The organism is Enterobacter sp. RHBSTW-00318 (genome assembly GCF_014101375.1).
Lineage (GTDB): Bacteria > Pseudomonadota > Gammaproteobacteria > Enterobacterales > Enterobacteriaceae > Enterobacter > Enterobacter ludwigii.
In genome coordinates, this window is sequence record NZ_JABXQH010000001.1 from 1939025 (window position 1) to 1963395 (window position 24371).

Here is a 24371-nt window from a genome sequence, read left to right on the forward strand (position 1 = left end):
TGACAAATCCGCCTGCTATAACCCCAATACCAGCTGCCGCTCCAGTTGCGGGTCCAGCAGCGTCACGTGTAACCCCACCAGCCTCACTCCCCGCCCTGCCCGCCGCTCTTCCCAGGCTTTTCTCGCGGTGGCGATAAGATCGTCTTTATTCAGTCGCGGCCAGACATGCTCCTGCGTCGTCTGCTGGAAATCATTAAACTTCAGCTTAACGCCCTGACGGGCAATCAGCAGATCGGGTTTTACTTTCGCTAACCGCCGCTCCAGTTCGGGATAAAGTTGGTCAGTGATAATGACTTCACACTCGGACCAGTCATGGATGTCTTCCATCAGCGTGCGTTCAACCCCGACCGATTTACGCAGCCGCTCACTGCTCACGCTGCGCTCATCAATTCCCTGACTGCGCTCCCACAGCACGCGACCAAACTTACCGAAACGCTTAAGCAGCATGGCCAAATCGCTTCGCTGTACATCTTCACAGGTCCGTAATCCCATACTTTCCAGCTTTGCAGCAGACACTTTCCCCACGCCGGGGATTTTGCCGAGCGGCAGCGTTTTTAAAAACGCCGGAACCTCTTCCGGAGTGATGACGTACTGACCATCGGGTTTATTCAAATCAGACGCTATTTTGGCGAGAAATTTCACCGGTGCGACGCCCGCGGAAGCGGTCAGATTGAGCTCGTTGAAGATAGTCCGGCGGATCTCCTGCGCCATTAACGTTGCGGAGCCGTGGCAGTGCAGGCTGTCAGTGACATCCAGGTAGGCTTCGTCCAGCGACAGAGGTTCAATCAGCGAGGTATAGCGAGAGAAGATCTCGCGGATATGCAGGGAGGCTTCTTTGTAGGCTTCAAATCGGCCGGGCAACAGCGTGAGATGAGGGCACAGCTTTAGCGCCATGGCAGTTGGCATAGCGCTGCGCACGCCAAATTTGCGCGCAGGGTAGTTGGCGGTGCTGATCACACCGCGCTGGACACGGCTACCGCCAATCGCAATAGGTATATCCCGCAGCGCCGGATTATCACGCATCTCCACTGCGGCAAAAAAGCAGTCCATATCGACATGGATTATTTTGCGCATAGTAAGCCCTCACTCATCACTGGATAAGTATACAGTAAAGAAATGAGAGTTGAGAAGTGTGTTTCCCCTCTCCTCCAGGAAGAGGGCAAACACCGGACTCACTACAGGATCCGCCGGGCCTCGCGCGCCATGCGTTTTTTACGGGCGTCGCAGGGTTCGGGGCAGTCGCACACTTTTTCCATCCCGAGCGCGGAGATACCACCACAGCTGCCCTGAATGCTTTTACGCTTTATGATCCAGCCCAGAGACATGCCGAGTACAACAAGCAAAAAAACCGCGAAAGTTGCCAGAAACGTCAGCATCATCACCCCCCGAAGTCATCCAGCAGGATGTTCTCATCTTCCACACCCAGATCTTTTAGCATCTTAATGACTGCAGCGTTCATCACTGGCGGCCCACACATGTAAAATTCGCAATCCTCTGGCGCAGGATGCTGCTTGAGGTAGTTTTCATAAAGTACGTTGTGGATGAACCCCGTGTGGCCGGTCCAGTTATCTTCCGGTTGCGGATCGGAGAGGGCCACATGGAAGGTGAAGTTTGGGTTTTCACGCGCCAGTTGCTCAAACTCATCATCATAGAACATCTCTCGCAGCGAGCGTGCCCCGTACCAGAAGCTGATTTTGCGCTTGCTTCCGAGGCGCTTGAGCTGGTCAAAAATGTGCGAACGCATCGGTGCCATGCCCGCTCCACCACCGATAAAGACCATTTCAGCCTCGGTCTCTTTAGCAAAGAACTCGCCAAACGGACCGGAGATGGTCACCTTATCTCCCGGTTTCAGGGACCAGATATACGACGACATGACGCCTGGGGGTGCATCAGGCACATTCGGCGGCGGCGTGGCGATACGCACGTTGAGCATAATGATGCCCTTCTCGTCCGGGTAGTTGGCCATTGAGTAGGCGCGAAGCGTCGGTTCTTTAACGTCAGACACAAAACGGAAAAGATTGAATTTGTCCCAGTCGGCACGGTACTCATCCGGAACGTCGAAGTCCGCATACGCCACGGTGTGATCCGGGCACTCAATCTGGATGTATCCCCCTGCCCGGAACGGAACATCTTCCCCTTCCGGCACGCGCAGCTTCAGCTCTTTAATGAAAGTCGCTTTGTTATCGTTAGAGATAACCTCGCACTCCCATTTTTTGACCCCGAAGATCTCTTCCGGCAGCTCAATTTTCATGTCCTGGCGCACCGCGACCTGGCAGGCCAGACGGCAGCCCTCTTTCGCCTCACGCTTCGTGATATGCGCCAGCTCAGTGGGCAGAATATCACCGCCGCCCTCTTTCACCGTGACGCGGCACTGACCGCAGGAGCCACCGCCACCGCAGGCTGAGGAGACAAAGATCCCGTTGCCGGAGAGCGTATTGAGCAGTTTATCCCCCGCCGGCGTGCGGATCTGGTTTTGCGGCTCACCGTTGATATCAATCACTACGTCGCCGGAATTCACCAGCTTCGCGCGTGCCGCCAGAATCAGCCCTGACAACACCAGTACAATCAGCGTGAACATCACCACGCCAAGAATAATTTCCATCTGTTAGCCCTTATAGCTGCACACCGGAGAAGGACATAAAGCCCAGCGCCATCAGCCCGGTGGTGATAAAGGTGATCCCTAAGCCACGTAAACCCGCAGGCACATTGGCATATTTCATTTTTTCGCGGATCCCCGCCATGGTAACGATAGCCAGCATCCAGCCGATGCCGGAGCCGAAACCATACACAACGGATTCACTGAAGTTGTAATCACGCTGAACCATAAACGAGACGCCACCAAAGATGGCGCAGTTCACCGCGATCAACGGCAGAAAAATCCCCAGCGCGTTGTATAGCGACGGGAAATACCTGTCGAGGATCATCTCCAGGATTTGTACCAGCGCCGCAATCACACCGATAAAGGTGATGAAGTTCAGGAAGCTGAGATCGACACCGTCTACCAGCGCACCTTCGCGCAGCACAAAGTTGTACACCAGGTTGTTAATCGGTACAGATAAGCCGAGCACCACCGTGACCGCAACACCCAGACCAAACGCCGTCGATACCTTTTTGGAAACGGCAAGAAACGTACACATGCCCAGGAAAAACGCGAGTGCCATGTTTTCAACAAACACCGCGCGCACAAATAAACTCAGGTAATGAGCCATCGTCGGTTACTCCTTTTCCTGCTGTTCTGGCTTCAGGGTACGAATCAGCCAGATCAGCAAACCGATAATGAAAAATGCGCTTGGGGCCAGCAGGAAGAGTCCGTTTGGCAGATACCAGCCGCCGTTTTGTACCGTGTCCAGCACCGTGACGCCAAACAGCTTACCGCTGCCGATCAGCTCGCGCAGGAACCCAACGGTCAGCAGGATAACGCCGTAACCGAGACCGTTACCGATCCCGTCCATAAAGCTCGCCAGCGGAGGCATTTTCATCGCATAAGCTTCGGCACGCCCCATCACGATGCAGTTGGTGATAATCAGACCGACAAACACCGAGAGCTGTTTTGACGTTTCATACGCGAAAGCGCGCAGTAGCTGATCGACCACGATCACCAGCGACGCGATGATCGCCATCTGCACAATGATCCTCACGCTATTCGGGATGTGGTGGCGGATCATGGAGATAAACATGCTGGAAAATGCCGTCACCAGCGTGACCGCGACGGTCATGACCAGCGCGGTTTCCAGTTTTGTCGTGACCGCCAGTGCCGAACAGACTCCCAGTACCTGTAAGGTAATAGGGTTATTCGCCAGCAGCGGACCGATGAGCACCTTTTTGACTTCTTTCAGTTCACCCGTATCAGCCATTGTTCAGCGCTCCTTCACGTACGTTTTTCAGGAAAGGACCAAAGCCCAGTTCGCCCATCCAGAAATCAAAACTGTGCTGCACCCCTTTTGACGTGAGCGTTGCCCCGGAAAGCCCATCTACGGCATATTCGTCACCCGGACGCGCAGCCCCTTTCATCACCTTCAGGGCAGGCAGGCCGTTATCGTCGAGCACTTTCTTGCCGACAAACTGCGCGCGCCAGTTAGGGTTTTCAACCTCACCGCCGAGCCCCGGCGTTTCGCCCTGGTCATAATAAGTAATCCCTTTCACCGTGCGACCATCCGTATCGAGTGCCACAAAGGCGTACATCATCGACCACAGCCCGTTGCCGTATATCGGCAGCACGACCTCCTGCACCCGCTTCTGCTCATCGCGCACTAGGTAAATTTCGGCGAGGTTACTGCGACGCTTGATGCCAGCGGGATCTTGCGATGCCTCCAGCGTCAGGCTCATCTCAGGGTCTTTCAACGCCAGTGCCTGGTTAAATTTCGTCGGGTCTTTATCCAGCAACTGGCCGGTTTTTAAATCCACCAGACGCGCCGAAATGCGCTCCGCGAAGAGTTCAGCCACGTCGTCTGTACTCATCCCTTCCTGCATTAACCCGGCAACAGCCAGGATGTTGCGTTGTTTATCCAGCGCGCGCTGCTCCTGTTGCCGTGGTTTTAATCCCACGGCAGAGCCAGCCACGACAATGGAACAGACCAGGCAAAGGACCAGCACCACCAGCAGCGTTTTGCCGATGCTGTCGTTATTTTTGCTTTCAGCCACGCGCTTTCCTCCGCTTAATGTTGGCGCGCACAACCAGATAGTCGAAGAGCGGCGCAAACAGATTGGCAAACAGAATGGCCAACATCATCCCTTCCGGATAAGCCGGGTTGACCACACGAATCAGGACACACATCGCACCAATGAGCACGCCATAGCTCCATTTACCTTTGTCGGTAAAGGACGCAGAGACAGGATCGGTGGCCATGAACATCATGCCGAAAGCGAACCCACCCAGCACCAGATGCCAGTACCAGGGCATGGAGAACATCGGGTTGGTGGCGGAACCGATGAAATTAAACATCGTGGCTGTTAACACCATGCCAATCATTACCCCTGCGACAATGCGCCACGACGCGACGCGTCCGAAGAGAATGATGGCGCCACCGAGTAAAATCATCAGCGTGGAAACTTCCCCAATAGAGCCGGGAATGTTGCCAATAAAGGCATCCAGCCAGGTCACGGGTTGACCCGTGGCGTTGTTAACCAGCGTTTCGCCCCCGTGCGCGGCCCACTGCGAAAGCGGCGTCGCACCCGAGAACCCATCCGCGGCCGTCCACACCAGGTCGCCCGAGATTTGCACCGGATACGCAAAGAACAGGAAAGCTCGCCCGGCCAGTGCCGGGTTGAGGAAGTTGCGCCCGGTGCCACCGAAGATCTCCTTGGCAATCACCACGCCAAAACTGATCCCCAGTGCCGCCTGCCAAAGCGGCAGCGTTGGTGGAACAATCAGGGCAAACAGAATCGACGTCACGAAGAAGCCTTCGTTGATCTCATGTTTGCGAATGATGGCGAACAGCACTTCCCAGAAGCCCCCCACGATAAACACCGTGATGTAGATTGGCAGGAAGAATACGGCTCCCAGCGTCATCATGCTTATCCAGCCGGCATCGGCTGCAAAGCTGACCCCCAATGTCTGAGCCAGTCGGTAGTGCCAGTCCGACTGGATAACCTGAGCCAGCTGTGGGGCATCATATAAATGATGCAGCGCCGGAATGGTCTGCAGGCCAACGTTGTACATACCCCAGAACATGGCCGGGAAGACCGCAAACCAGACCAGAATCATCATTCGTTTGAGGTCGATAGCATCGCGGACGTGTGCCGCCCCTTTTGTGACCAGCCCCGGCGTGTAGAAAATGGTCGCCGTTGCTTCATACAGCGGGTAGTACTTCCTGAGCTTCCCGTGCGTAAAGTGCGGCTCTATTTTTTCAAAGAGGTGTTTTAAGCCCATCAGTTATCCTTCCTGCTCAATGCGGGTTAACACCTCGCGCAATACCGGTCCATATTCGTATTTTCCCGGACAGACATAGGTACAGAGCGCCAGATCTTCTTCGTCAAGCTCGAGGCACCCCAGCGCCTGGGCACTGTCGGTGTCGCCGGCCAGTAGATCGCGCAGTAGCAGAGTTGGCAGAATATCCAGCGGCATAACGCGCTCGTAGTTGCCAATCGGAACCATGGCGCGCTCTCCGCCGTGGGTGCTGGTCGAGAAATTAAAGAGTTTGCGACGCAGGAAGTGCCCAAGGGTAGTGCGGGTCACGGAATACTTCTCAGCGCCCGGCAGAACCCAGCCGAACAGCTCTTTCTCGCGACCTTCCAGAACCACACTGACCTGCAAGTGGAAGCGCCCAAGATACGCCTGCGCGCCAGCCGCATGACGGCCACTGAGCACCGAGCCAGAAATCAGGCGGTTTTCGCCCTCTTTCGTTTCACCGGCAAGCAGTTCATTAATGTCCGCACCCAGCAGCGTTTTCACCAGGCGTGGATTTGCTGCCTGTGGCCCGCCGAGGGCGATCACCCGTTCAGAGCACAGTTCACCGGTGGTAAAGAGCTTACCAATGGCAATCACGTCCTGATAATTCAGATGCCAGACCTGTTTCGTCAGGCTCACCGGCTCCAGGAAGTGGATATGCGTTCCGACTAACCCCGCCGGGTGCGGGCCTGCAAACGCATTAAACGTAACTTGCCCCTGCGGATGGCCCCCGAGTTTGCCGCCGCCCGCCTGACAGACGTGGACCTTCCCCGAAGTCAGACGGGTTAACACGGTTAGCCCGGCATCAAACGCGTTACGCTGCGCCAGAATAATGGGCTCCGGGTCCGCGCTGAGCGGGTTGGTATCAATGGCGGTGACGAAAATAGCGGCCGGAAGCGTGTCCGGAACAGGCGATTTGCTGAAAGGTCGCGTGCGAAACGCCGTCCACAAGCCGGACGCCAGCAGTTGTGCCTGAACGGCTTCCCGGCTCAGGGCGGCGAGGTCTGCTGCGTCGAAACGGGAAAACTCACGTTGTTCGTCGCCTTCAATACGGATAACCACCGACTGCAGGACGCGACGTTCACCGCGATTGATTGCCACCACGGTACCGCTCGCGGGGGCCGTAAACATAACGCCAGGATTTTTTTTGTCCTCGAAGAGCGCCTGTCCTTTAATGACGCGATCGCCTTCCTGCACCAGCATTGAGGGACGCATTCCCAGGTAGTCATCGCCCAAAATGGCGACATGGCGGACACTTGCGCCAGGCGAAACGTGCGGCTCGGGCACGCCTGCAATCGGCAGATCAAGTCCTTTTCTGATTTTAAACATGTGGTTAGCAAGCTTCCATGAACTTCAATCCAGAGGGAGCGAAGTGTACCATTTTCGCTGTTTTTCGGGCACCAAAACCTCGGTTGCAGGCGCTAAAGTGCGAGGTATTACGCAAAGTTCCTGGAGCCAACGCGATTTTGATGGTTTATAAAGTAAAACTAATTTGTAAACTCACCGCCCGGCTCTTGCGAAAATCTATGGCGGTGCTAATGTGAGCGCACCTAACAGAATAATCTGATTTCGGGTCTCTTTTGCCGTCCTGGCAATTTGGTCTTAGTTTTATCAAGGAACTAGTAGTATGCGTAAAATCGCATTGTTCATTGCGATGCTCCTGATTCCGTGCGTATCGTTTGCCGGGCTGCTCAGCAGCAATAGCTCAACCACGCCGGTCAGCAAAGAATATAAACAGCAGTTAATGGGATCACCGGTTTATATTCAAATCTTCAAGGAAGAACGCACACTCGATCTGTTTGTAAAAATGGGCGAGACATATCAGCTGCTTGATAGTTACAAGATTTGTAACTACTCCGGTGGTCTGGGGCCAAAACAGCGTCAGGGCGATTTCAAAAGTCCGGAAGGGTTTTACAACGTTCAGCGTAGCCAGCTAAAACCTGACAGCCGCTTCTATAAAGCCATTAACATTGGCTTCCCGAACGCCTATGACCGTGCCCACGGTTATGAAGGCAAATACCTGATGATCCACGGTGCATGCGTGTCTATCGGCTGTTATGCGATGACCGATACCGGCATTGATGAGATTTTCCAGTTTGTCACCGGCGCACTGGTCTTTGGTCAGCCGAACGTTCAGGTCAGCATCTACCCGTTCCGCATGACCGATGCCAACATGGCGCGTCACAAGTACTCCTACTACGCGGATTTCTGGAAACAGCTGAAACCGGGTTACGACTACTTTGAGCAGACGCACAAGCCGCCGGTTGTCTCGGTTGTCGATGGCCGCTATGTGGTCAGCAAGCCGCTGAGCCACGAAGTCGTCCAGCCGCAGCTGGCATCAAACTACTCGGTCCCCGAGACAAAATAAGACCCACTCGCCTGGCATAATCTTTTGCCAGGTTTCGTTGCCCGTCAGCGGCTGGGTCGCGATCACTGTGACCACATCATTCGGTGTGGTCTCTCGTTGAAAATCAATTTCCACATCCTGATCGAGCAGCTTGGCGACGCCAAACGGCGCGCGGCGCGTGATCCAGAACAGATTGGTCGAACAGAACGCCATCACATAACGCCCGTCAGACAGCAGCATGTTGAACACGCCCTTCTCACGCAGTTCTGATGCCAGCGACGCAATGTATTTGAAGACGGCGGTCATGTTGCCGGGCGTGCGCGGATAACGCTGCGTCAGCTTGTGCAGCAGCCAGCAAAACGCTTTTTCGCTGTCGGTCTCACCGACCGGACGGAAATTGCCCGTCTCCAGCGACTTATAGCCGGAGAGCTGGCCATTGTGCGCGTAGGTCCAGTGACGGCCCCACAGCTCGCGGGTGAACGGGTGGGTATTTTCCAGCGCCACTTCCCCACGGTTTGCCTGACGGATGTGGGCAATCACCGAGCGGGACTTAATGGGATAGTCCTGCACCAGTCTGGCAATCGGGGAATTAAAGCTGGGCTGGGGATCTTTGAATGTGCGACATCCTTTGCCTTCGTAGAAGGTAATGCCCCAGCCGTCTTTATGCGGCCCGGTGCCCCCGCCGCGCTGAACGAGCCCGGTGAAGCTAAAGCAGATATCGGTTGGCACATTGGCGCTCATCCCGAGCAATTCGCACATACATCACCTCCACAACAGCGGGGGCAATCATGCCCCCAGCGAAGTCTTACTTAACCATCTCTTTTTCGATCAGCTGGATCAGGATGTGGATCACTTTGATGTGAATTTCCTGAATACGGTCAGCATAACCGAAGTGTGGAACACGGATTTCGATATCCGCCGTACCGTCCATCTTACCGCCATCTTTACCGGTCAGGGTGATGACTTTCATCCCTTTTTCACGCGCTGCGGCAATCGCTTTGATCACGTTAGCCGAGTTTCCGGACGTCGAAATACCCAGCAGCACGTCACCTTCACGGCCCACGGCTTCAACGTAGCGAGAGAAGATATAGTCATAACCAAAATCGTTACTGACGCAGGAAATGTGGCTCACATCGGAAATCGCAATCGCCGGGTAGCCCGGACGGTTTTCACGATAACGCCCGGTCAGCTCTTCTGCAAAGTGCATCGCATCACAGTGGGAACCACCGTTACCACAGGAGAGCACTTTACCGCCGGCCTTGAAACTGTCGGCCAGCAGGACCGCTGCGCGCTGAATAGCGTGAATATTGGCATCATCTTTCAGAAAGTTAGCCAGCGTTTCCGCCGCTTCGTTCAGTTCGTTACGAATAAGATCCTGGTACATGAGGATAATCCTTCAGTATTGATGAAATAACACAGTGGAGTGTACCGGATAGCGGGAAAAGCGAGAAGCTAAAGCCATGCGAATCGTCTGGCGTTTTGCGTTTTCGTGCCGGCTTAAACCTGAACAATGTGAACCAGGTTGTAATTATTTTGTAAACACATTGCTAAAGGAAATAACATCAACTACAACCATATCATCACAAGTGGTCAGACCTCCTACAAGCAAGGGAGCTTTTCTTTATGATGATTTTGAGCATTCTCGCAACCGTTGTTCTGCTCGGTGTGCTGTTCTATCACCGGGTGAGTTTATTCCTGAGCAGTCTGGTTCTGCTGGCCTGGACGGCTGCGCTTGGCGTCGCTGGCCTGTGGAATATCTGGCTTTTAGTCCCGCTGGCTATCATTCTTCTGCCGTTTAACTTTACGCCGATGCGTAAATCGATGATCTCCGCGCCGGTGTTCAAAGGCTTCCGCAAAGTGATGCCGCCCATGTCGCGTACGGAGAAAGAAGCGATTGATGCCGGTACCACCTGGTGGGAAGGCGACCTGTTCCAGGGCAACCCGGACTGGAAAAAGCTGCACAACTATCCGCAACCGCGTCTGACCGCTGAAGAACAGGCCTTTATTGATGGTCCGGTGGAAGAAGCGTGCCGCATGGCAAATGACTTCGCGATTACCCATGAAATGGCGGACCTGCCGCCAGAACTGTGGGCGTATCTGAAAGAACACCGCTTCTTCGCGATGATCATTAAGAAAGAGTACGGCGGTCTGGAGTTCTCCGCTTACGCTCAGGCACGCGTCCTGCAAAAACTGGCAGGCGTTTCTGGGATCCTGGCGATCACCGTTGGCGTGCCGAACTCGTTAGGCCCGGGTGAACTGCTGCAACACTACGGTACCGAAGAGCAGAAAGATCACTACCTGCCGCGTCTGGCACGCGGCCAGGAAATTCCATGCTTCGCGTTGACCAGCCCGGAAGCGGGTTCCGATGCGGGTGCGATCCCGGATACCGGCGTCGTCTGCATGGGTGAATGGCAGGGCCAACAGGTGCTGGGTATGCGCCTGACCTGGAACAAACGTTATATTACGCTCGCCCCTATCGCGACCGTGCTGGGACTGGCCTTTAAGCTCTCCGATCCGGAAAAACTGCTGGGCGGTGAAGAAGATCTGGGCATTACCTGTGCGCTGATCCCAACCTCCACCCCAGGCGTTGAAATTGGTCGTCGCCACTTCCCGCTGAACGTACCGTTCCAGAACGGCCCAACCCGCGGCAAGGATATCTTTGTACCGATTGACTACATCATCGGTGGTCCAAAAATGGCCGGTCAGGGCTGGCGCATGCTGGTGGAATGTCTGTCGGTTGGCCGCGGTATTACCCTGCCGTCGAACTCGACCGGTGGTTTGAAATCTGTCGCGATGGGGATTGGTGCATACGCCCATATCCGCCGTCAGTTCAAAATCTCTATCGGCAAGATGGAAGGGATCGAAGAGCCGCTGGCACGTATCGCAGGCAACGCCTACGTGATGGATGCTGCCGCCTCCCTGATTACCTACGGCATTATGCTGGGCGAAAAACCGGCCGTGCTGTCAGCTATCGTGAAGTATCACTGTACCCACCGCGCACAGCAGTCAATCATTGATGCAATGGATATCGCGGGCGGTAAAGGCATCATGCTCGGCGAGGGTAACTTCCTGGCGCGCGGCTACCAGGGCGCACCGATTGCCATCACCGTTGAAGGGGCAAACATCCTGACCCGCAGCATGATGATCTTCGGCCAGGGGGCAATCCGTTGCCATCCTTATGTGCTGGAAGAGATGGCCGCCGCGCAGAATAACGACGTGGATGCCTTCGACAAGCTGCTGTTCAAACATATCGGTCACGTGGGCAGTAATAAAGTACGCAGCTTCTGGCTGGGTCTGACGCGCGGTCTTACCAGCACCACGCCAACCGGTGATGCGACCAAGCGTTATTACCAGCATCTTAACCGCCTGAGCGCCAACCTCGCTCTGCTGTCAGATGTTTCTATGGCGGTGCTGGGCGGTAGCCTGAAGCGTCGCGAGCGTATCTCTGCCCGTCTGGGTGATGTGCTGAGCCAAATCTTCCTGGCCTCTGCGGTCCTGAAACGCTACGACGATGAAGGCCGTCAGGAAGCCGATCTGCCGCTGGTTCACTGGGGTGTTCAGGATGCGATGTATCAGGCGGAACAGGCCATTGACGATCTGCTGGCGAACTTCCCGAACCGCTTTGTTGCAGGCGCCCTTCGCGTGGTGATCTTCCCGACCGGTCGTCATCATCTGGCCCCGTCTGACAAACTGGATCACAAAGTGGCGAAGATCCTGCAGGTACCGAGCGCAACCCGTTCCCGTATCGGCCGCGGTCAGTATCTGGCTCCCACGCCGCATAACCCGGTTGGTCTGCTGGAAGAAGCGCTGCTGGACGTGATGGCTGCCGATCCCATCCACCAGAAGATCTGCAAACAGCTGGGCAAAAACCTGCCGTTCACCCGCCTGGATGAACTGGCGAAACAGGCCCTGACGGGCGGGATCATCAACAATGATGAAGCCGCTCTGCTGGTGAAAGCCGAAGAGAGCCGTCTGCGCAGCATTAACGTGGATGATTTCGACCCGGATGAGCTGGCGACACAGCCGGTAAAGCTGCCGGAGAAGGTCCGCAAACCTGAAGCTGCATAACGCGTTTCGCTTCTACAAACCCCGCCACGCGCGGGGTTTTTTATTGCCACATTTTCTCTTTATGTCGTGCTACAGTGTCAAAAAGTGGTCGTTTGAGGAGTCTGAATTGTGCCTGGTCTGAAGATTTCGATTTTGCAGCAACCTTTAGTGTGGATGGACGGCCCTGCCAACCTGCGCCACTTTGATCGTCAACTGGAAGGCATTACCGGGCGTGATGTGATTGTCCTGCCGGAGATGTTCACTACCGGCTTCGCCATGGAAGCGGCGCAACAGTCAATGCCACAGCAAGAGGTGGTCGCCTGGATGCACGCCAAAGCACAGCAAACCAATGCGCTGATTGCCGGCAGCGCTGCGCTGCAAACCGAACGCGGGCCGGTCAACCGCTTCCTGCTGGTCGAGCCGGAAGGGAAAGTGCATTTCTATGATAAACGCCATCTGTTCCGCATGGCAGATGAACATCATCACTATGAAGCGGGTGATGCGCGCGTGGTGTTCGAATGGCGCGGCTGGCGTATTCTGCCGCTGGTTTGCTACGACCTGCGCTTCCCGGTGTGGTCACGCAACCGCAACGATTACGACCTGGCGCTGTATGTCGCCAACTGGCCTGCCCCGCGCTCCCTGCACTGGCAGTCGCTGCTGGTCGCACGCGCCATTGAAAACCAGGCGTATGTGGTCGGCTGTAACCGCGTGGGGACCGATGGCAACGGGCATCATTATCGGGGGGATAGCCGGGTGGTGAACCCGCAGGGTGAAATTATTGCCACCGCCGAGCCGCATCAGGCAACGCGCATTGATGCTGAGTTGTCACTGACGGCCCTGAAGGAATATCGCGAGAAGTTTCCGGCCTGGCAGGATGCGGATCCCTTTAGCATTGGATAACGGTTTCCCCTCCCTCTCACAGGTAGAGGGAGGGGACATCATTAACTCACCAGCGCCTGCCCGTCTTTGCGGCTCTCTGTCGCCGCCACATAGTGCCCTTCCGGCATACGATAAATCACCTGCGCGCCGCCGAAGTTGTAATCCTGGAGCGGATCTTCCACCACGATCTGGTGCCCGCGCTCACGCAGTGCGGCGATAGTATTGCGATCGAACGTCGATTCGACGATCACTTCCCTGCCCTGCACCACGCGCCAGCGAGGCGCATCAATTGCCGCCTGTGGGTTTTGCCCGTGCAGCATGATGCGCAGCGCCATCTGCATATGCCCCTGCGCCTGCATTGGCCCGCCCATGACGCCAAAGGACATCAGCGGTTTACCGTTGCCGTCCATCGCAAAGCCCGGAATGATGGTGTGGAACGGACGCTTACTGCCCGCCAGCGCATTCGGATGGTTTGGATCCAGCACAAAGCCACAGCCGCGGTTTTGCAGACTGATCCCGGTCTCCGGCACCACAATCCCGGATCCAAAGCCCATATAGTTGGACTGAATAAAGGAGATCATCATACCGCTGGAATCTGCAGCGCTCAGGTAGACCGTGCCGCTCTGCGTCGGCGAACCGTAGACGAAATCGGAGGCGTTATCGGGGTCGATAAGCGCCGCGCGCGACGCCAGGTAACGATCGCTCAGCAACGCCTGGGCCGCAAACTCCATGTGTTCTTCATCAGCGACGTAGCGATCGAGATCCGCCAGCGCCAGTTTCATCGCTTCAATAGACAGATGAAGCGACTGCACGGAATCCGGATGATGTTTTTCAATTCCACACTGCTCCAGAATACCGAGCGCAATCAGCGTGGCGATGCCCTGCCCGTTTGGCGGCAGCTCCTGCACCGAACCACCGGCAAAATCACGCGACAGCAGTTCTACCCAGTCCACACGATGATTGGCCAAATCCTCTGCCGTCAGGTGCGCGCCATGCTCTTTCGCGAAAGCGGCAATTTTCTGCGCCAGCTCGCCGCGGTAAAACGCTTCACCGTTGGTTCTGGCAATCAGCTCCAGCGAATGAGCCTGCGCCGGGTTACGGAAGATCTCGCCAACCCGGGGAGCACGCCCTTCCGGTGCAAAGCAGGCGCTAAAGCCTGGCTGATCTTTCAGCTTGTTATAACCCCGCTGCCAGAGATGGCCAATCAACGGGGAGACCGGAAAACCGTTACGCGCATACTCGATGGCCGGTTGCGCCAGCGTAGTGAGCGGCAGCGTGCCAAAACGTTCTGCCAGCGCCACCCAGCCCGAAACCGCACCCGGCACGGTGACGGCGTCCCAGCCAATTTCCGGCACCGCGGTTTTACCGGCAAACAGATCCGCATGCCAGCTGGCAGGCGAGCGGCCTGAGGCGTTCAGGCCGTGGAGTTTTTCACCATCCCAGACGATGGCAAAGGCATCGCTGCCAATACCGTTGCCGGTGGGTTCAACCACCGTCAACGCCATGGCGGTTGCAACCGCCGCATCAACCGCGTTCCCGCCGAGCTGCAGCATTTTCATTCCCGCCTGGGCCGCCAGCGGCTGAGATGTCGCCACGGCGTTGTGGCCCATCATCGGTGGGCGTCGTGAATCGTAACCGGAAGTGAAATCAAGCGCTTTGGTCATCATGACTCCTTAGTCATGGCGCGGATCGAGCGCATCGCGCAGCCCGTCGCCGAGTAAATTAAAGCCCTGCACGGCAAGAAAAATCGCCACACCGGGGAATACAGACATCCACGGAGCCTGCTCAAGGAAACCTTTCGCGGTATTAAGCATTGAGCCCCATGACGGGTTCGGCGGCTGCTGGCCTAACCCCAGAAACGACAAACTGGCTTCAGCAATGATTGCCGAGGCAATGGCCAGCGTGGCCTGCACCAGAATCGGAGACATCACATTGGGCAGCACATACTTAATGATGATCCAGCGATCCGGCAGGCCAATCGCCCTCGCGCCGTCGATATACTCTTCGTTGCGAATGGCGATCACCTGGCCGCGCGTCAGGCGGGCGAAGATCGGCATTGCGGAGAGGCCAATGGCGATCATGGCGTTGGTCAGGCTTGGGCCCAGAAACGCCCCGAGCGCGATCGCCATGATCAGGAACGGACAGGCCAGCAGCGCTTCAATAAAACGCGAGATCACGCCGTCCCACATCTTCTGGAAGTAACCCGCCACCAGCCCCAGCGGAACGCCAATGACCACGGCGATCACCACCGACATACAGCCAGCCATCAACGACGTTCTCGCCCCCCAGATAATGCGGGACAAAATATCGCGGCCCAGTTCATCGGTCCCAAACCAGTACATCACCGAAGGCGCTTTACGCACCGCCAGGAAATTGGCTTTCACCGGATCAAAAGGCGCGATCCACGGCGCCAGCAGTGCCACCAGCACAAAAAAGCCCACCACTACGGCACCCATCACCGCGCTTTTATTGGCGAGAAATTTCTTCAGCACCCGGTTCTGCGCACGGGGCTGAACCGCGGCAATGGTTTGAGTTGTCAGTTCCGCCATGCTTAACCTCGCATTTTCGGGTTGATAAGAACGTAAAGCACGTCGGCCAGCAGATTCAGCAGCAGGAAACCGATCGCCACGATAAGCACCACCCCCTGCACCACCGCATAGTCACGGTTAAAGACCGAATCGACGATCATCTTGCCGAACCCTGGAATGGTGAAGACCTGTTCGGTCAGTACCGCGCCACCCAGCAGTTCGCCGAACAGCAGCGTGGTCAGGGTGATCACCGGAACCAGCGCATTGCGAAACGCATGCTTTAAAATCACCGCCTTTGGCAACAGCCCTTTAGCCCGTGCGGTGCGGATGTAATCGGCCTTCATTACCGCGATCATGGAGGCGCGGGTATGGCGCATCAGCGTGGCCGCCAGCCCCGTTCCCAGTACCGAGGCAGGCAACAACAGCGTACGCAGGTTCTGGATCGGATCTTCACTAAACGGCACGAATCCCGACGCTGGCAGCCATTGCAGATTGACCGAGAAGACCAGAATCAACAGGATCCCGAGCCAGAAATGCGGTATCGAGATCCCCGAGATCGCCACAAAGTTGGCACCGTGATCGACCCAGCTGTTTTTGTTGACCGCCGCGAGGATCCCCATGCTGATGCCAAACACCAGCGCGATGATCATCGCCAGCAGCGACAGCTCCAGCGTCACCGGCAGTTTGCTGGCAATGAGCTGGGTGACCGGCTCGTGAGTGCGTAAGGAGACACCAAGATCGCCCTGCAGCGCGCGCGTCAGCCAGTTGAAGTACTGCACAGGGATGGGCGCATCGAGATTGAGCTCAGCACGCAGCTGGGCGATCACCGCCGGATCGCGCTCCTCCCCGGCCATGGCGATCAGCGGATCGCCGGGCAGCAGTTTTTGCAGGCCGAACACCATCATACTCACCAACAGTAAGGTCGGGATGGCCAGCAGCAGACGTTTGCAAATCAGTTCCAGCATGGGTTCTCCTCAGGCCAGTTATTTCGCCAGCGTCAGGCCAGCCAGACGCACAATGCCGTCCGGATACGGTTTAAAGCCCTGCACGCTCTTGTTCAGACCAAAAATACGCGGTTCAAAATAGAGGTAGGCGATGGGCATATCCGTCTGCAGCTGTTTCACCACCTTGTCGTACAGCGGCTGACGGACGGCTTTGTCGTTGCTCAGGCGCGCCTGCGTCAGCCATTCATCCACCTGCGCGTTACTGTAACGGCCGTCGTTAAGGGTGCCTTTGCTGTTAATGAAGCCGTAGATGCTGCCATCCGGATCCGGACGACCCGACCAGCCAGAGAAGCTCAGCTGATAATCACCGCTTTGCTGACGGTCGAGCAGCGTGGCGAACTCGGTCATTTGCAGGTTCAGGTTAAAGCCAGCCTCTGCGACCATCGCCTGCAGTACCTGACCGACCTGCTGTGAAGTTGGGTTGTTGGGCACCAGCAGATTGACATTCAGCGGCGTAGTGACGCCTGCCGCTTTCAACAGCGCTTTGGCTTTGTCGACATCGCGTGGTGGCACCGGCAGGTTAACGTGATACGGACTTACGGTAGAAAACGCCTGGTTTGCCGGGGTGTACAGTCCCTCGAAGACCACCTGATTTAACGCATCGCGATCGATTGCCTGAGAAAATGCCTCACGCACGCGGGCATCCTTAAACGGATCGTTCGCCGGGACCTTGCCGTTATTGATATTGAAGGTAATGCCCTGATAACCCAGACCGGTCACCTTCGCCAGCGCCAGTTTGCTGTCGGCTTCTACGGTTTTCACGTCGCTGGCGGCAATGCCTTCAGTCAGATCAAGATCCCCTGCACGCAGGTTAGCCAGACGCACGGAAGCATCCGGGATCGGCAGATAGATAATTTTGTCGAAATGGTAAGCGCCTTTGTTCCAGTAGTTGTCAAAACGCGTCAGAACGATACGGTCCTGTGAGACGCGGCTGTCGAACTTATAGGGGCCAGAGCAGACCGGATGGGCGGCAAAGTCAGGCTTTTTCGCGGCGTCGGGTGCCATCATCGCCCCGGCGCGATCGGTAAGCTGCATCAGCAGTGCGGCATCAGGTGTTTTCAGATGCAGGGCAATCTGCATCGGGCCTGTCACCTCAACGGACTCAACGGACGAGATTTCACTTTTACGCAGCGAACCTTTTAACGTCAGCGCGCGGTCGAGGTTGTATTTTGCCGCGGCGGCGTCAAATTTTTCACCGTCATGGAAGGTCACACCTTCACGCAGATCCATGGTCAGCGTTTTGCCGTCGTCACTCCAGGCCCACGATTTCGCCAGACCCGGCACCACTTTCAGATGCTCATCCACGTCCACCAGCCGGTCGCACAGAGACGCAAAGACGAAACGGCCATAATAGGTGCGCGCAAGATGCGGATCGAGCATGTCCGGATCCGCACCCAGACCAATTCGCAGTACGCTTTCAGAATGGGCGGGCAGCGCCGCGCCAAGCAACATAACACTTCCCAGTACGGTCAAAAGAGAATTACGCATTGTCATTATCATGAGTTCCTTGAAGGAAGGGAGGAGTGATTGGCCGCGTGTTCAAACAGCGCGCGGCGGCGCAGAAAGGCTGCGGATGGCGGTGCTATCTGGATAACACTGCGATCACGGTTAATCTCCTGCCAGCGATGGCAGGCAATCTGGCGTCCCCCGTCCAGCACCTGATTGATCGGCTCGACCTGGCGACATTCATCCGTGGCATACGGACAACGGGTATGGAAACGGCAGCCTGACGGTGGGCTGGCCGGGTTCGGTAAATCCCCCTGCAGCAGAGGTGCCACCCGCGGCGCGCCTGGATCTGGGGGGCGGAGGCGATTAACGCCTGCGTATAGGGGTGTAGCGGGGCATCAAAGATTTCGTCGACTGTCGCAAGCTCAACAATTTGCCCGAGATACATCACCGCCACGCGGTCACTCATATGGCGAATCACCGCCAGGCCATGGGCAACAATCACCATTGTCAGCCCCAGCTGATGCTTCAGACTTTCCAGCAGGTTGACCACCTGCGCCTGAACCGAGACATCCAGCGCGGAGACCGGCTCGTCCCCCAGCAACAGCTTTGGCCCGGAGGCCAGCGCACGCGCAATACCGATTCGCTGACGCTGCCCTCCGGAAAATTCGTGCGGATAACGTTGCGCCCAGGCCGCTGGCAGCCCTACGGTTTTAAGCAGCTCCGCCACCCGATATTGCCTGTCGGCTTTCTTCATCGACTGGTGTAGCCACAGCGGCTCACCGACGATCTGCTCGACCGCCATGCGCGGGTTTAACGATGCGAAAGGATCCTGAAAGATGATCTGCAGCTCCCGCCGCAGCTGGTTCAGACGCGCTCCCGAGGCATGAGTGATCTCCTCACCCTGATAAAATACGCGTCCTTCGCTGGCCGCCAGCAGCCGCAGAAGAAGACGGCCCAGCGTCGATTTTCCGGATCCGGACTCACCCACAATCGCCAGCGTTTCACCAGGCATGACGGAGAGGGAGACGCGATCGACCGCGGTGACAAAACGTGCTGGGGTAAACAGTTTTTTAGGGCCGGGAAAAAGCTTGCTCAGGTCCCGGGCTTCAAGAATGGGCGTCGTCATGCAATTTCTCCCAGCGCAATATGTTGTTCCAGCGGCACGCGGAAGCAGGCCACCTGATGGTCGGTCCCCATCGCCGTCAGCGACGGCTTTTCGTCATGACACCGCGTTTGCGCGAAGGGGCAGCGGGTAGCGAACCGGCACCCTTTGGGCATGGATTCCGGCAGCGGAACGGCTCCGGGAATAGTGGAAAGCGCGCCTTTACGTGCGCCGAGGGACGGAATCGAGCCCATCAGTCCTATGGTGTACGGGTGTTGCGGGTCGGCAAAAATGGCCTCCACGCTCCCCTGCTCTACCACCTGTCCGGCATACATTACCGCCACCTGCTGCGCGACTTCCGCCACCACGCCCAGATCGTGGGTGATCATTAACACCGCCGTACCGGTCTCTTCTTTGAGGGTATTAAGCAGCGCGAGGATCTGCGCCTGAATGGTCACATCCAGCGCGGTTGTCGGCTCGTCGGCAATCAGCAAACGTGGATGGTTAATCAGCGCCATCGCAATCATCACGCGCTGACGCATCCCCCCGGAAAGCTGGTGCGGATACGCTTTCAGGCGCATTTCTGCTGCCGGGATCTGCACCTTCTCCAGAATCTGCAGCGCAACCTTCATCGCCTCTGCACGAGAAAGTTTCTGATGGCGCATCACCGCTTCACTGAGCTGGTCTCCCAGCGTGAAGGCAGGGTTGAGCGAGGTCATTGGCTCCTGGAAAATCATTGCCAGTTCGCTGCCGCGAAGATCGGCATATTCCCGCGGTGAAAGCTTTCGTAAGTCGTGACGACGGAACTGCATCTCGCCGCTGACGATCTGTGCGCTGGCGGGCAGTAAGCCCATCAGCGCTAATGAGGTGATACTTTTCCCGCAGCCGGATTCCCCCACCAGCGCCAGCGTTTCTCCCGCGTTGACCGTCAGTGAAATACCATCAAGCACGCTCACCGGAGAGCCGGCGAACGTTACGTTAAGCTTTTGCAGCCGCAGTACAGGCGTGGGGTCCTTAAACGGGATCGTCGTCATAGCGTGAAGTCGTCCTCAAGGTGAATAGCCTGAATCAGGGCTGACTGCAGGCTAAGCAGGTGTTCGCGCATGGCGGCCGCTGCTTCATTAGGCTGGCGATGGATAATCGCAGACATGATTTTTTGATGATGGTCGTTGTAGTGATCAACCCGCTCGGGTGTACGGGCTAATTCGCGCAAATGCTGCCAGCCCGGTTCACGTCTGACGGCATCAATGGCATCAAACAGGCCAAGCATCAGGCGATTACCGGCAGCCTCGGCAATGGCGCGGTGAAATGCGCTATCCCAGAGTTCGTTGAGATCGCGGTCGTCCGGGCTGACCTTATCAATGCGTTCCAGCATGCGCTGCATAAGCGCGAGGTTTTCCCTGGTGGCACGCAGTGCCGCAAGCCGGGCTAAGCCGGGTTCGAGCTGTAGACGAGCTTCCATGACTTCCAGAAGGTTGGTTTGCTGAACCAATCCCTGAAGGGCCAGAGGTTCAACAGGTGCAGACGGGCCTATAAAGGTCCCTTTGCCCTGTTTACGCCAGATCCGCCCCTCCTCTTCCAGCACATCCAGCGCACGACGTACTTCACGTCGTCCCACGCCGAGAGTCTCCGACAGCTCACGTTCAGTGGGCAGCGGAGTGCCTGGTGTTGACTCATGCTGGTTGATCAGTCCGCGCAGCTGCTCAAGCGCGGTGCTGGAATTGGCCAGAAACCGTGACGGTTTTTCCATATTGGTTCGCTCGCTATCATCATTACTTTATTTTTATTAACGATAAGCTATTGATATGACGTGCTACTTACCGTGCTAATGATTAAGCAATAAACGAACCAATAAAGCATTGGTTCATGAACTTTCTGAAGGGATGGAGATAAGCGAATGATTTTCTGTGAATTATTTTTTACAAAATTACACATCTGCTCCGCTGCCAAAAAATCAATCGGTGGCAAAATGCACAAATACGGTGCAAAATGTGCACTATCATTGATCAAATGTTAATTAATTGCACCACAGATATTAACTTTTTGTTAATAAAGACAGGGGGGGCGGATAAAGAAGATTTGCAGACGCAGAAACGACGAAGGCCTGAATCATTTCTGATTCAGGCCTTCTGAATAGTGGCGGAACGGACGGGACTCGAACCCGCGACCCCCTGCGTGACAGGCAGGTATTCTAACCGACTGAACTACCGCTCCACTGTTCCCGCTGGGGGAACGAGGCGCATATTACGGTTTGCCTCCGGACTCGTCAACGCTTTTTCTCACGTTTTGAATCGTTTGCTGCAAAATTCACCCATACGATGATTTTACAGGCATTCCGGCCCTTTTTCAGGCCCGCCACATGCAGCTTCCGCCTTTCTTCTGCACTAAATCAAGACGGGATTCATGGTTAAGTAACTCTTCATCATTGGCTAAAACCACTCGCAAACGACTGGCCTGGCGAACAACGCGTTGAATCCCCGCTTCCCCCTGCGTCTGCTGCGATTCATTTTCCATGCTGAACTTCATGGACGTCTGACCACCGGTCATCGCCAGGTAGACATCCGCCAGGATCTGGGCATCGAGCAATGCGCCGTGCAACGTTCGCTTGGTGTTATCTATTTCATAGCGAGAACAGAGCGCATCCAGGCTGTTACGCTTGCCAGGAAACATTTTCCTTGCCAGCGCCAGGCTATCGGTCACCTTACAGAACGTGTTCGTTTTCGGAATATCACGATGGAGCTTACTGAACTCATAGTCCATAAAGCCGATATCGAACGACGCGTTGTGAATGATAAGCTCGGCGCCTTTGATATATTCCAGAAACTCGTCTGCCACTTCCGCAAAGGTCGGTTTATCCAGCAAGAACTCATCGGCGATACCGTGCACGCCGAACGCTTCTGGGTCCACCAGTCGGTCGGGTTTGAGGTAGACATGGAAGTTGTTCCCCGTAAGACGACGGTTCACCACTTCAACGGCACCGATCTCGATGATCTTGTGCCCTTCGTAGTGCGCGCCGATCTGGTTCATACCGGTGGTTTCGGTATCGAGGACAATCTGGCGAGTAATTGCAGTGCTCATAGCGGTCATTTATGTCAGACTTATCGTTTAACTGAACGTTTCAAATACAGGAAGTCTACCAGAGATGCGTAAACAGGTAGAAATTTTCACCGATGGATCTTGCCTCGGCAACCCAGGGCCTGGCGGTTATGGCGCGATTATGCGCTATCGTGAGCATGAAAAAACTTTTAGCGAAGGCTATTTTCTGACCACCAACAACCGCATGGAGTTGATGGCCGCCATTGTGGCGCTGGAAGCGCTAAAAGAACACTGCGATGTGGTGTTGAGCACTGACAGTCAGTACGTACGCCAGGGGATCACCCAGTGGATCCACAACTGGAAAAAACGCGGCTGGAAGACGGCAGATAAAAAGCCAGTCAAAAACGTCGATCTCTGGAAACGTCTTGATGCTGCGCTGGGCCAGCACGAGATTAAATGGGAATGGGTTAAAGGTCACGCAGGCCACCCCGAAAACGAACGTTGTGACGAACTGGCACGGGCGGCGGCATCCAACCCCGCTCATGAAGACACAGGCTATCAGCCCGAATCCTGATCAGGGTTTTCTGTACTGCCGCGTGGCGCCCACGGTCTGGCGAATGGGCGATTTCGATTTACTCTGCTTCATCGGATTAAGCGTAAGGGGGATGGTCCGCTTACGCGCGACAATAAATTGCATGCAGCCTAATGCCGGCAGATGGGTGCTCAGAACAACGCCCCCCTGCCGCGCCCAGGGAAGTACCTGAAAACCGCCCGAGCAGAGCACCTCAAAATTCAGCAGTGAAAGCCAGTCAAGCTGGCGCATCATCGTGAACATCCTGCTGTTATACGGCGGTGTCCGGCGAAGCACCGGAACCAGCTTGCGCAGCCCCATCAGACTCAGCGGATTGAACCCGCTGAGTATCAGCCAGCCATCATCAATCAGGACGCGATCTGCCTCGCGCAGCAGGCGATGAGGATCGCTGCACCAGGGCAACGTGTGTGCCAGCAGGCAGGCATCAACGGACTTTTCCGCAAACGGCAGATGCAAAGGATCCGCTTTCACCTGAACCGGCGATGCGCCAAGAGAGACATTAACCTGATGTGAGATAGCGCAGTTTTCGGTATTGATTTCCGCGCTGAGATTGCCAATCTTAAGCAAGTGAAAACCATACATTTTCGCGAGCCAGGGTTTAAGCTGCTGTTCCAGGTTCTCGCGATAGTATTCACCCCAGGGCAATTCGGCCCAACGTTCAGGTGCCGGGACAATCTGAGGTATCCTTGCCGGTTTCATCAACACACCCACCACGCTATAAGAGGTAATTTATGAATCTTATCAGTATTCCCGCCTTTCAGGACAATTACATCTGGGTTTTAGTCGATGACGAGCGTCGGTGCATTATTGTCGATCCTGGAGAATCGGCTCCTGTATCAGACGCGATAAAAGAGAACGGCTGGCAACCAGAGGCCATCCTTCTGACCCATCATCATAACGATCACACCGGCGGCGTTGCTGACCTTCGTGCCCAATTCCCGCATCTGGTGGTTTACGGACCGGCAGAGACACAAGATAAGGGAACAACGCAGGTAGTCGAAGAAGGTGAAAATATCCTCATACGCGAGTGGGAGTTTTCTGTATTTGCTACACCAGGTCACACTTTGGGACATCTTTGTTTCTACAGTAAACCTTATCTTTTTTGCGGCGACACGCTGTTCTCCGGCGGCTGTGGAAGGCTTTTTGAGGGCACCCCAGCCCAGATGTACCAGTCATTACAGAAGATTAGCGCATTACCTGACGATACCCTTATTTGTTGCGCACATGAGTATACATTAGGAAATATGAAGTTTGCGGCGAGCATCTTGCCAGAGGACCGGGCGATTCAAGATTATTATCACAAAGTGAAGGAGTTACGTGCAAAAAACCAAAAAACACTCCCCGTAATTCTGAAAAATGAGCGTAAAACTAATTTATTTTTACGAACAGATGATGTTGATTTAATTGATGAAATTAACAAAGAAACAAATTTGTCACAACCAGAACAACGATTTGCATGGTTAAGGTCAAAGAAAGATAACTTCAGATAATTGCGGGTTG

23 protein-coding genes, 1 tRNA gene and 1 pseudogene are annotated in these 24371 nt (G+C 55.6%); 5 read left to right on the top strand and 20 right to left on the bottom strand.

Annotation, left to right across the window (positions count from 1 at the left end):
- Window positions 1–15 precede the first annotated feature (15 nt).
- The 8 genes from dinB to HV157_RS09825 all read right to left on the bottom strand — a co-directional run bounded on the left by dinB (window position 16) and on the right by HV157_RS09825 (window position 7216).
- Entirely contained in the window at window positions 16–1074 is a 1059-nt protein-coding gene (gene dinB, locus HV157_RS09790; protein WP_014168765.1) for a DNA polymerase IV, read from the bottom strand.
- A gap of 101 nt (window positions 1075–1175) precedes the next feature.
- Window positions 1176–1379 (bottom strand): (Na+)-NQR maturation NqrM, encoded by a 204-nt coding sequence (gene nqrM, locus HV157_RS09795; protein ID WP_020882787.1) that lies wholly within the window; start codon window positions 1377–1379, stop codon window positions 1176–1178.
- Entirely contained in the window at window positions 1379–2602 is a 1224-nt protein-coding gene (gene nqrF, locus HV157_RS09800) for an NADH:ubiquinone reductase (Na(+)-transporting) subunit F (protein ID WP_020882788.1), read from the bottom strand. The genes nqrM and nqrF overlap by 1 nt, the downstream gene beginning before the upstream one ends.
- A gap of 10 nt (window positions 2603–2612) precedes the next feature.
- Window positions 2613–3209 (bottom strand): NADH:ubiquinone reductase (Na(+)-transporting) subunit E, encoded by a 597-nt coding sequence (nqrE, locus tag HV157_RS09805; protein ID WP_182268228.1) that lies wholly within the window; start codon window positions 3207–3209, stop codon window positions 2613–2615.
- A gap of 6 nt (window positions 3210–3215) precedes the next feature.
- Complete coding sequence (locus HV157_RS09810; protein WP_025205100.1) at window positions 3216–3854, bottom strand: NADH:ubiquinone reductase (Na(+)-transporting) subunit D; 639 nt, start codon at window positions 3852–3854, stop codon at window positions 3216–3218.
- Complete coding sequence (locus HV157_RS09815; RefSeq protein ID WP_020882789.1) at window positions 3847–4641, bottom strand: Na(+)-translocating NADH-quinone reductase subunit C; 795 nt, start codon at window positions 4639–4641, stop codon at window positions 3847–3849. The genes HV157_RS09810 and HV157_RS09815 overlap by 8 nt, the downstream gene beginning before the upstream one ends.
- Window positions 4634–5869: an NADH:ubiquinone reductase (Na(+)-transporting) subunit B gene (locus HV157_RS09820; protein WP_182378499.1), complete on the bottom strand. Its 1236-nt coding sequence runs from the start codon at window positions 5867–5869 to the stop codon at window positions 4634–4636. Before HV157_RS09820 ends, HV157_RS09815 begins: the two co-directional genes overlap by 8 nt.
- Before the next feature lie 3 nt (window positions 5870–5872).
- On the bottom strand, window positions 5873–7216 hold the full coding sequence (locus HV157_RS09825) for a Na(+)-translocating NADH-quinone reductase subunit A (RefSeq protein ID WP_182268226.1): 1344 nt from the start codon (window positions 7214–7216) through the stop codon (window positions 5873–5875).
- Window positions 7217–7514: 298 nt separating this feature from the next.
- On the opposite strand from HV157_RS09825, the gene dpaA reads away from it, so the two are divergent.
- Entirely contained in the window at window positions 7515–8255 is a 741-nt protein-coding gene (gene dpaA, locus HV157_RS09830; RefSeq protein ID WP_014168757.1) for a peptidoglycan meso-diaminopimelic acid protein amidase, read from the top strand.
- Here dpaA and HV157_RS09835 read toward each other — a convergent pair.
- Window positions 8226–8993 carry a class II glutamine amidotransferase gene (locus HV157_RS09835; RefSeq protein ID WP_014168756.1) on the bottom strand — a complete coding sequence of 256 codons (768 nt, stop codon included), beginning with the start codon at window positions 8991–8993 and terminating at the stop codon, window positions 8226–8228. The two genes, dpaA and HV157_RS09835, sit on opposite strands and share 30 nt — an antisense overlap.
- A 46-nt stretch (window positions 8994–9039) precedes the next feature.
- Window positions 9040–9618 (bottom strand): D-sedoheptulose 7-phosphate isomerase, encoded by a 579-nt coding sequence (gene lpcA / locus HV157_RS09840; RefSeq protein ID WP_014168755.1) that lies wholly within the window; start codon window positions 9616–9618, stop codon window positions 9040–9042.
- Between the two features lie 239 nt (window positions 9619–9857).
- On the opposite strand from lpcA, the gene fadE reads away from it, so the two are divergent.
- Both fadE and HV157_RS09850 read left to right on the top strand, forming a co-directional pair.
- Complete coding sequence (fadE, locus tag HV157_RS09845; protein ID WP_182268225.1) at window positions 9858–12302, top strand: acyl-CoA dehydrogenase FadE; 2445 nt, start codon at window positions 9858–9860, stop codon at window positions 12300–12302.
- Between the two features lie 108 nt (window positions 12303–12410).
- Entirely contained in the window at window positions 12411–13181 is a 771-nt protein-coding gene (locus HV157_RS09850) for an amidohydrolase (protein WP_014168753.1), read from the top strand.
- Between the two features lie 41 nt (window positions 13182–13222).
- Here HV157_RS09850 and HV157_RS09855 read toward each other — a convergent pair whose 3' ends face one another.
- From HV157_RS09855 to dnaQ, 9 genes and pseudogenes are all read right to left on the bottom strand, one after another.
- On the bottom strand, window positions 13223–14824 hold the full coding sequence (locus HV157_RS09855) for a gamma-glutamyltransferase family protein (RefSeq protein WP_020882793.1): 1602 nt from the start codon (window positions 14822–14824) through the stop codon (window positions 13223–13225).
- 9 nt (window positions 14825–14833) lie between these two features.
- On the bottom strand, window positions 14834–15709 hold the full coding sequence (locus HV157_RS09860) for an ABC transporter permease (protein WP_025205112.1): 876 nt from the start codon (window positions 15707–15709) through the stop codon (window positions 14834–14836).
- 2 nt (window positions 15710–15711) lie between these two features.
- Complete coding sequence (locus HV157_RS09865) at window positions 15712–16653, bottom strand: ABC transporter permease (protein WP_020882795.1); 942 nt, start codon at window positions 16651–16653, stop codon at window positions 15712–15714.
- Between the two features lie 18 nt (window positions 16654–16671).
- Complete coding sequence (locus HV157_RS09870; protein ID WP_020882796.1) at window positions 16672–18186, bottom strand: ABC transporter substrate-binding protein; 1515 nt, start codon at window positions 18184–18186, stop codon at window positions 16672–16674.
- A 2-nt stretch (window positions 18187–18188) separates the two neighbouring features.
- A pseudogene (locus HV157_RS09875) lies at window positions 18189–19267 on the bottom strand (oligopeptide/dipeptide ABC transporter ATP-binding protein).
- Window positions 19264–20277, bottom strand: a complete 1014-nt coding sequence (locus tag HV157_RS09880; protein ID WP_047744231.1) for an ABC transporter ATP-binding protein — start codon at window positions 20275–20277, stop codon at window positions 19264–19266. The pseudogene HV157_RS09875 and the gene HV157_RS09880 overlap by 4 nt, the downstream one beginning before the upstream one ends.
- Window positions 20274–20993, bottom strand: a complete 720-nt coding sequence (locus HV157_RS09885; RefSeq protein WP_014168746.1) for a FadR/GntR family transcriptional regulator — start codon at window positions 20991–20993, stop codon at window positions 20274–20276. The genes HV157_RS09880 and HV157_RS09885 overlap by 4 nt, the downstream gene beginning before the upstream one ends.
- A gap of 387 nt (window positions 20994–21380) precedes the next feature.
- Window positions 21381–21457, bottom strand: a tRNA-Asp gene (locus tag HV157_RS09890).
- Between the two features lie 132 nt (window positions 21458–21589).
- Window positions 21590–22321: a DNA polymerase III subunit epsilon gene (gene dnaQ / locus HV157_RS09895; RefSeq protein WP_047356240.1), complete on the bottom strand. Its 732-nt coding sequence runs from the start codon at window positions 22319–22321 to the stop codon at window positions 21590–21592.
- A 31-nt stretch (window positions 22322–22352) separates the two neighbouring features.
- On the opposite strand from dnaQ, the gene rnhA reads away from it, so the two are divergent.
- Window positions 22353–22853 carry a ribonuclease HI gene (gene rnhA, locus HV157_RS09900; protein WP_226778004.1) on the top strand — a complete coding sequence of 167 codons (501 nt, stop codon included), beginning with the start codon at window positions 22353–22355 and terminating at the stop codon, window positions 22851–22853.
- Here the strand turns inward: rnhA and HV157_RS09905 are convergent, their stop codons facing one another.
- Complete coding sequence (locus tag HV157_RS09905; protein ID WP_182268224.1) at window positions 22854–23570, bottom strand: class I SAM-dependent methyltransferase; 717 nt, start codon at window positions 23568–23570, stop codon at window positions 22854–22856.
- A gap of 32 nt (window positions 23571–23602) precedes the next feature.
- On the opposite strand from HV157_RS09905, the gene gloB reads away from it, so the two are divergent.
- Entirely contained in the window at window positions 23603–24361 is a 759-nt protein-coding gene (gene gloB, locus HV157_RS09910) for a hydroxyacylglutathione hydrolase (RefSeq protein ID WP_182268223.1), read from the top strand.
- The last annotated feature ends 10 nt before the right edge of the window (window positions 24362–24371 follow it).

Excerpts from the sequence above, each read along its gene's own strand:
- fadE (WP_182268225.1), top strand. The coding sequence starts at position 9,858 with ATGATGATTTTGAGCATTCTCGCAACCGTTGTTCTGCTCGGTGTGCTG.
- HV157_RS09870 (WP_020882796.1), bottom strand. The coding sequence starts at position 18,186 with ATGACAATGCGTAATTCTCTTTTGACCGTACTGGGAAGTGTTATGTTG.
- nqrM (WP_020882787.1), bottom strand. The coding sequence starts at position 1,379 with ATGATGCTGACGTTTCTGGCAACTTTCGCGGTTTTTTTGCTTGTTGTA.
- HV157_RS09825 (WP_182268226.1), bottom strand. The coding sequence starts at position 7,216 with ATGTTTAAAATCAGAAAAGGACTTGATCTGCCGATTGCAGGCGTGCCC.
- dnaQ (WP_047356240.1), bottom strand. The coding sequence starts at position 22,321 with ATGAGCACTGCAATTACTCGCCAGATTGTCCTCGATACCGAAACCACC.
- gloB (WP_182268223.1), top strand. The coding sequence starts at position 23,603 with ATGAATCTTATCAGTATTCCCGCCTTTCAGGACAATTACATCTGGGTT.
- HV157_RS09885 (WP_014168746.1), bottom strand. The coding sequence starts at position 20,993 with ATGGAAAAACCGTCACGGTTTCTGGCCAATTCCAGCACCGCGCTTGAG.
- HV157_RS09810 (WP_025205100.1), bottom strand. The coding sequence starts at position 3,854 with ATGGCTGATACGGGTGAACTGAAAGAAGTCAAAAAGGTGCTCATCGGT.
- nqrF (WP_020882788.1), bottom strand. The coding sequence starts at position 2,602 with ATGGAAATTATTCTTGGCGTGGTGATGTTCACGCTGATTGTACTGGTG.
- HV157_RS09855 (WP_020882793.1), bottom strand. The coding sequence starts at position 14,824 with ATGACCAAAGCGCTTGATTTCACTTCCGGTTACGATTCACGACGCCCA.
- nqrE (WP_182268228.1), bottom strand. The coding sequence starts at position 3,209 with ATGGCTCATTACCTGAGTTTATTTGTGCGCGCGGTGTTTGTTGAAAAC.
- HV157_RS09865 (WP_020882795.1), bottom strand. The coding sequence starts at position 16,653 with ATGCTGGAACTGATTTGCAAACGTCTGCTGCTGGCCATCCCGACCTTA.
- HV157_RS09820 (WP_182378499.1), bottom strand. The coding sequence starts at position 5,869 with ATGGGCTTAAAACACCTCTTTGAAAAAATAGAGCCGCACTTTACGCAC.
- HV157_RS09905 (WP_182268224.1), bottom strand. The coding sequence starts at position 23,570 with ATGAAACCGGCAAGGATACCTCAGATTGTCCCGGCACCTGAACGTTGG.
- HV157_RS09860 (WP_025205112.1), bottom strand. The coding sequence starts at position 15,709 with ATGGCGGAACTGACAACTCAAACCATTGCCGCGGTTCAGCCCCGTGCG.
- dpaA (WP_014168757.1), top strand. The coding sequence starts at position 7,515 with ATGCGTAAAATCGCATTGTTCATTGCGATGCTCCTGATTCCGTGCGTA.
- HV157_RS09835 (WP_014168756.1), bottom strand. The coding sequence starts at position 8,993 with ATGTGCGAATTGCTCGGGATGAGCGCCAATGTGCCAACCGATATCTGC.
- dinB (WP_014168765.1), bottom strand. The coding sequence starts at position 1,074 with ATGCGCAAAATAATCCATGTCGATATGGACTGCTTTTTTGCCGCAGTG.
- lpcA (WP_014168755.1), bottom strand. The coding sequence starts at position 9,618 with ATGTACCAGGATCTTATTCGTAACGAACTGAACGAAGCGGCGGAAACG.
- HV157_RS09880 (WP_047744231.1), bottom strand. The coding sequence starts at position 20,277 with ATGACGACGATCCCGTTTAAGGACCCCACGCCTGTACTGCGGCTGCAA.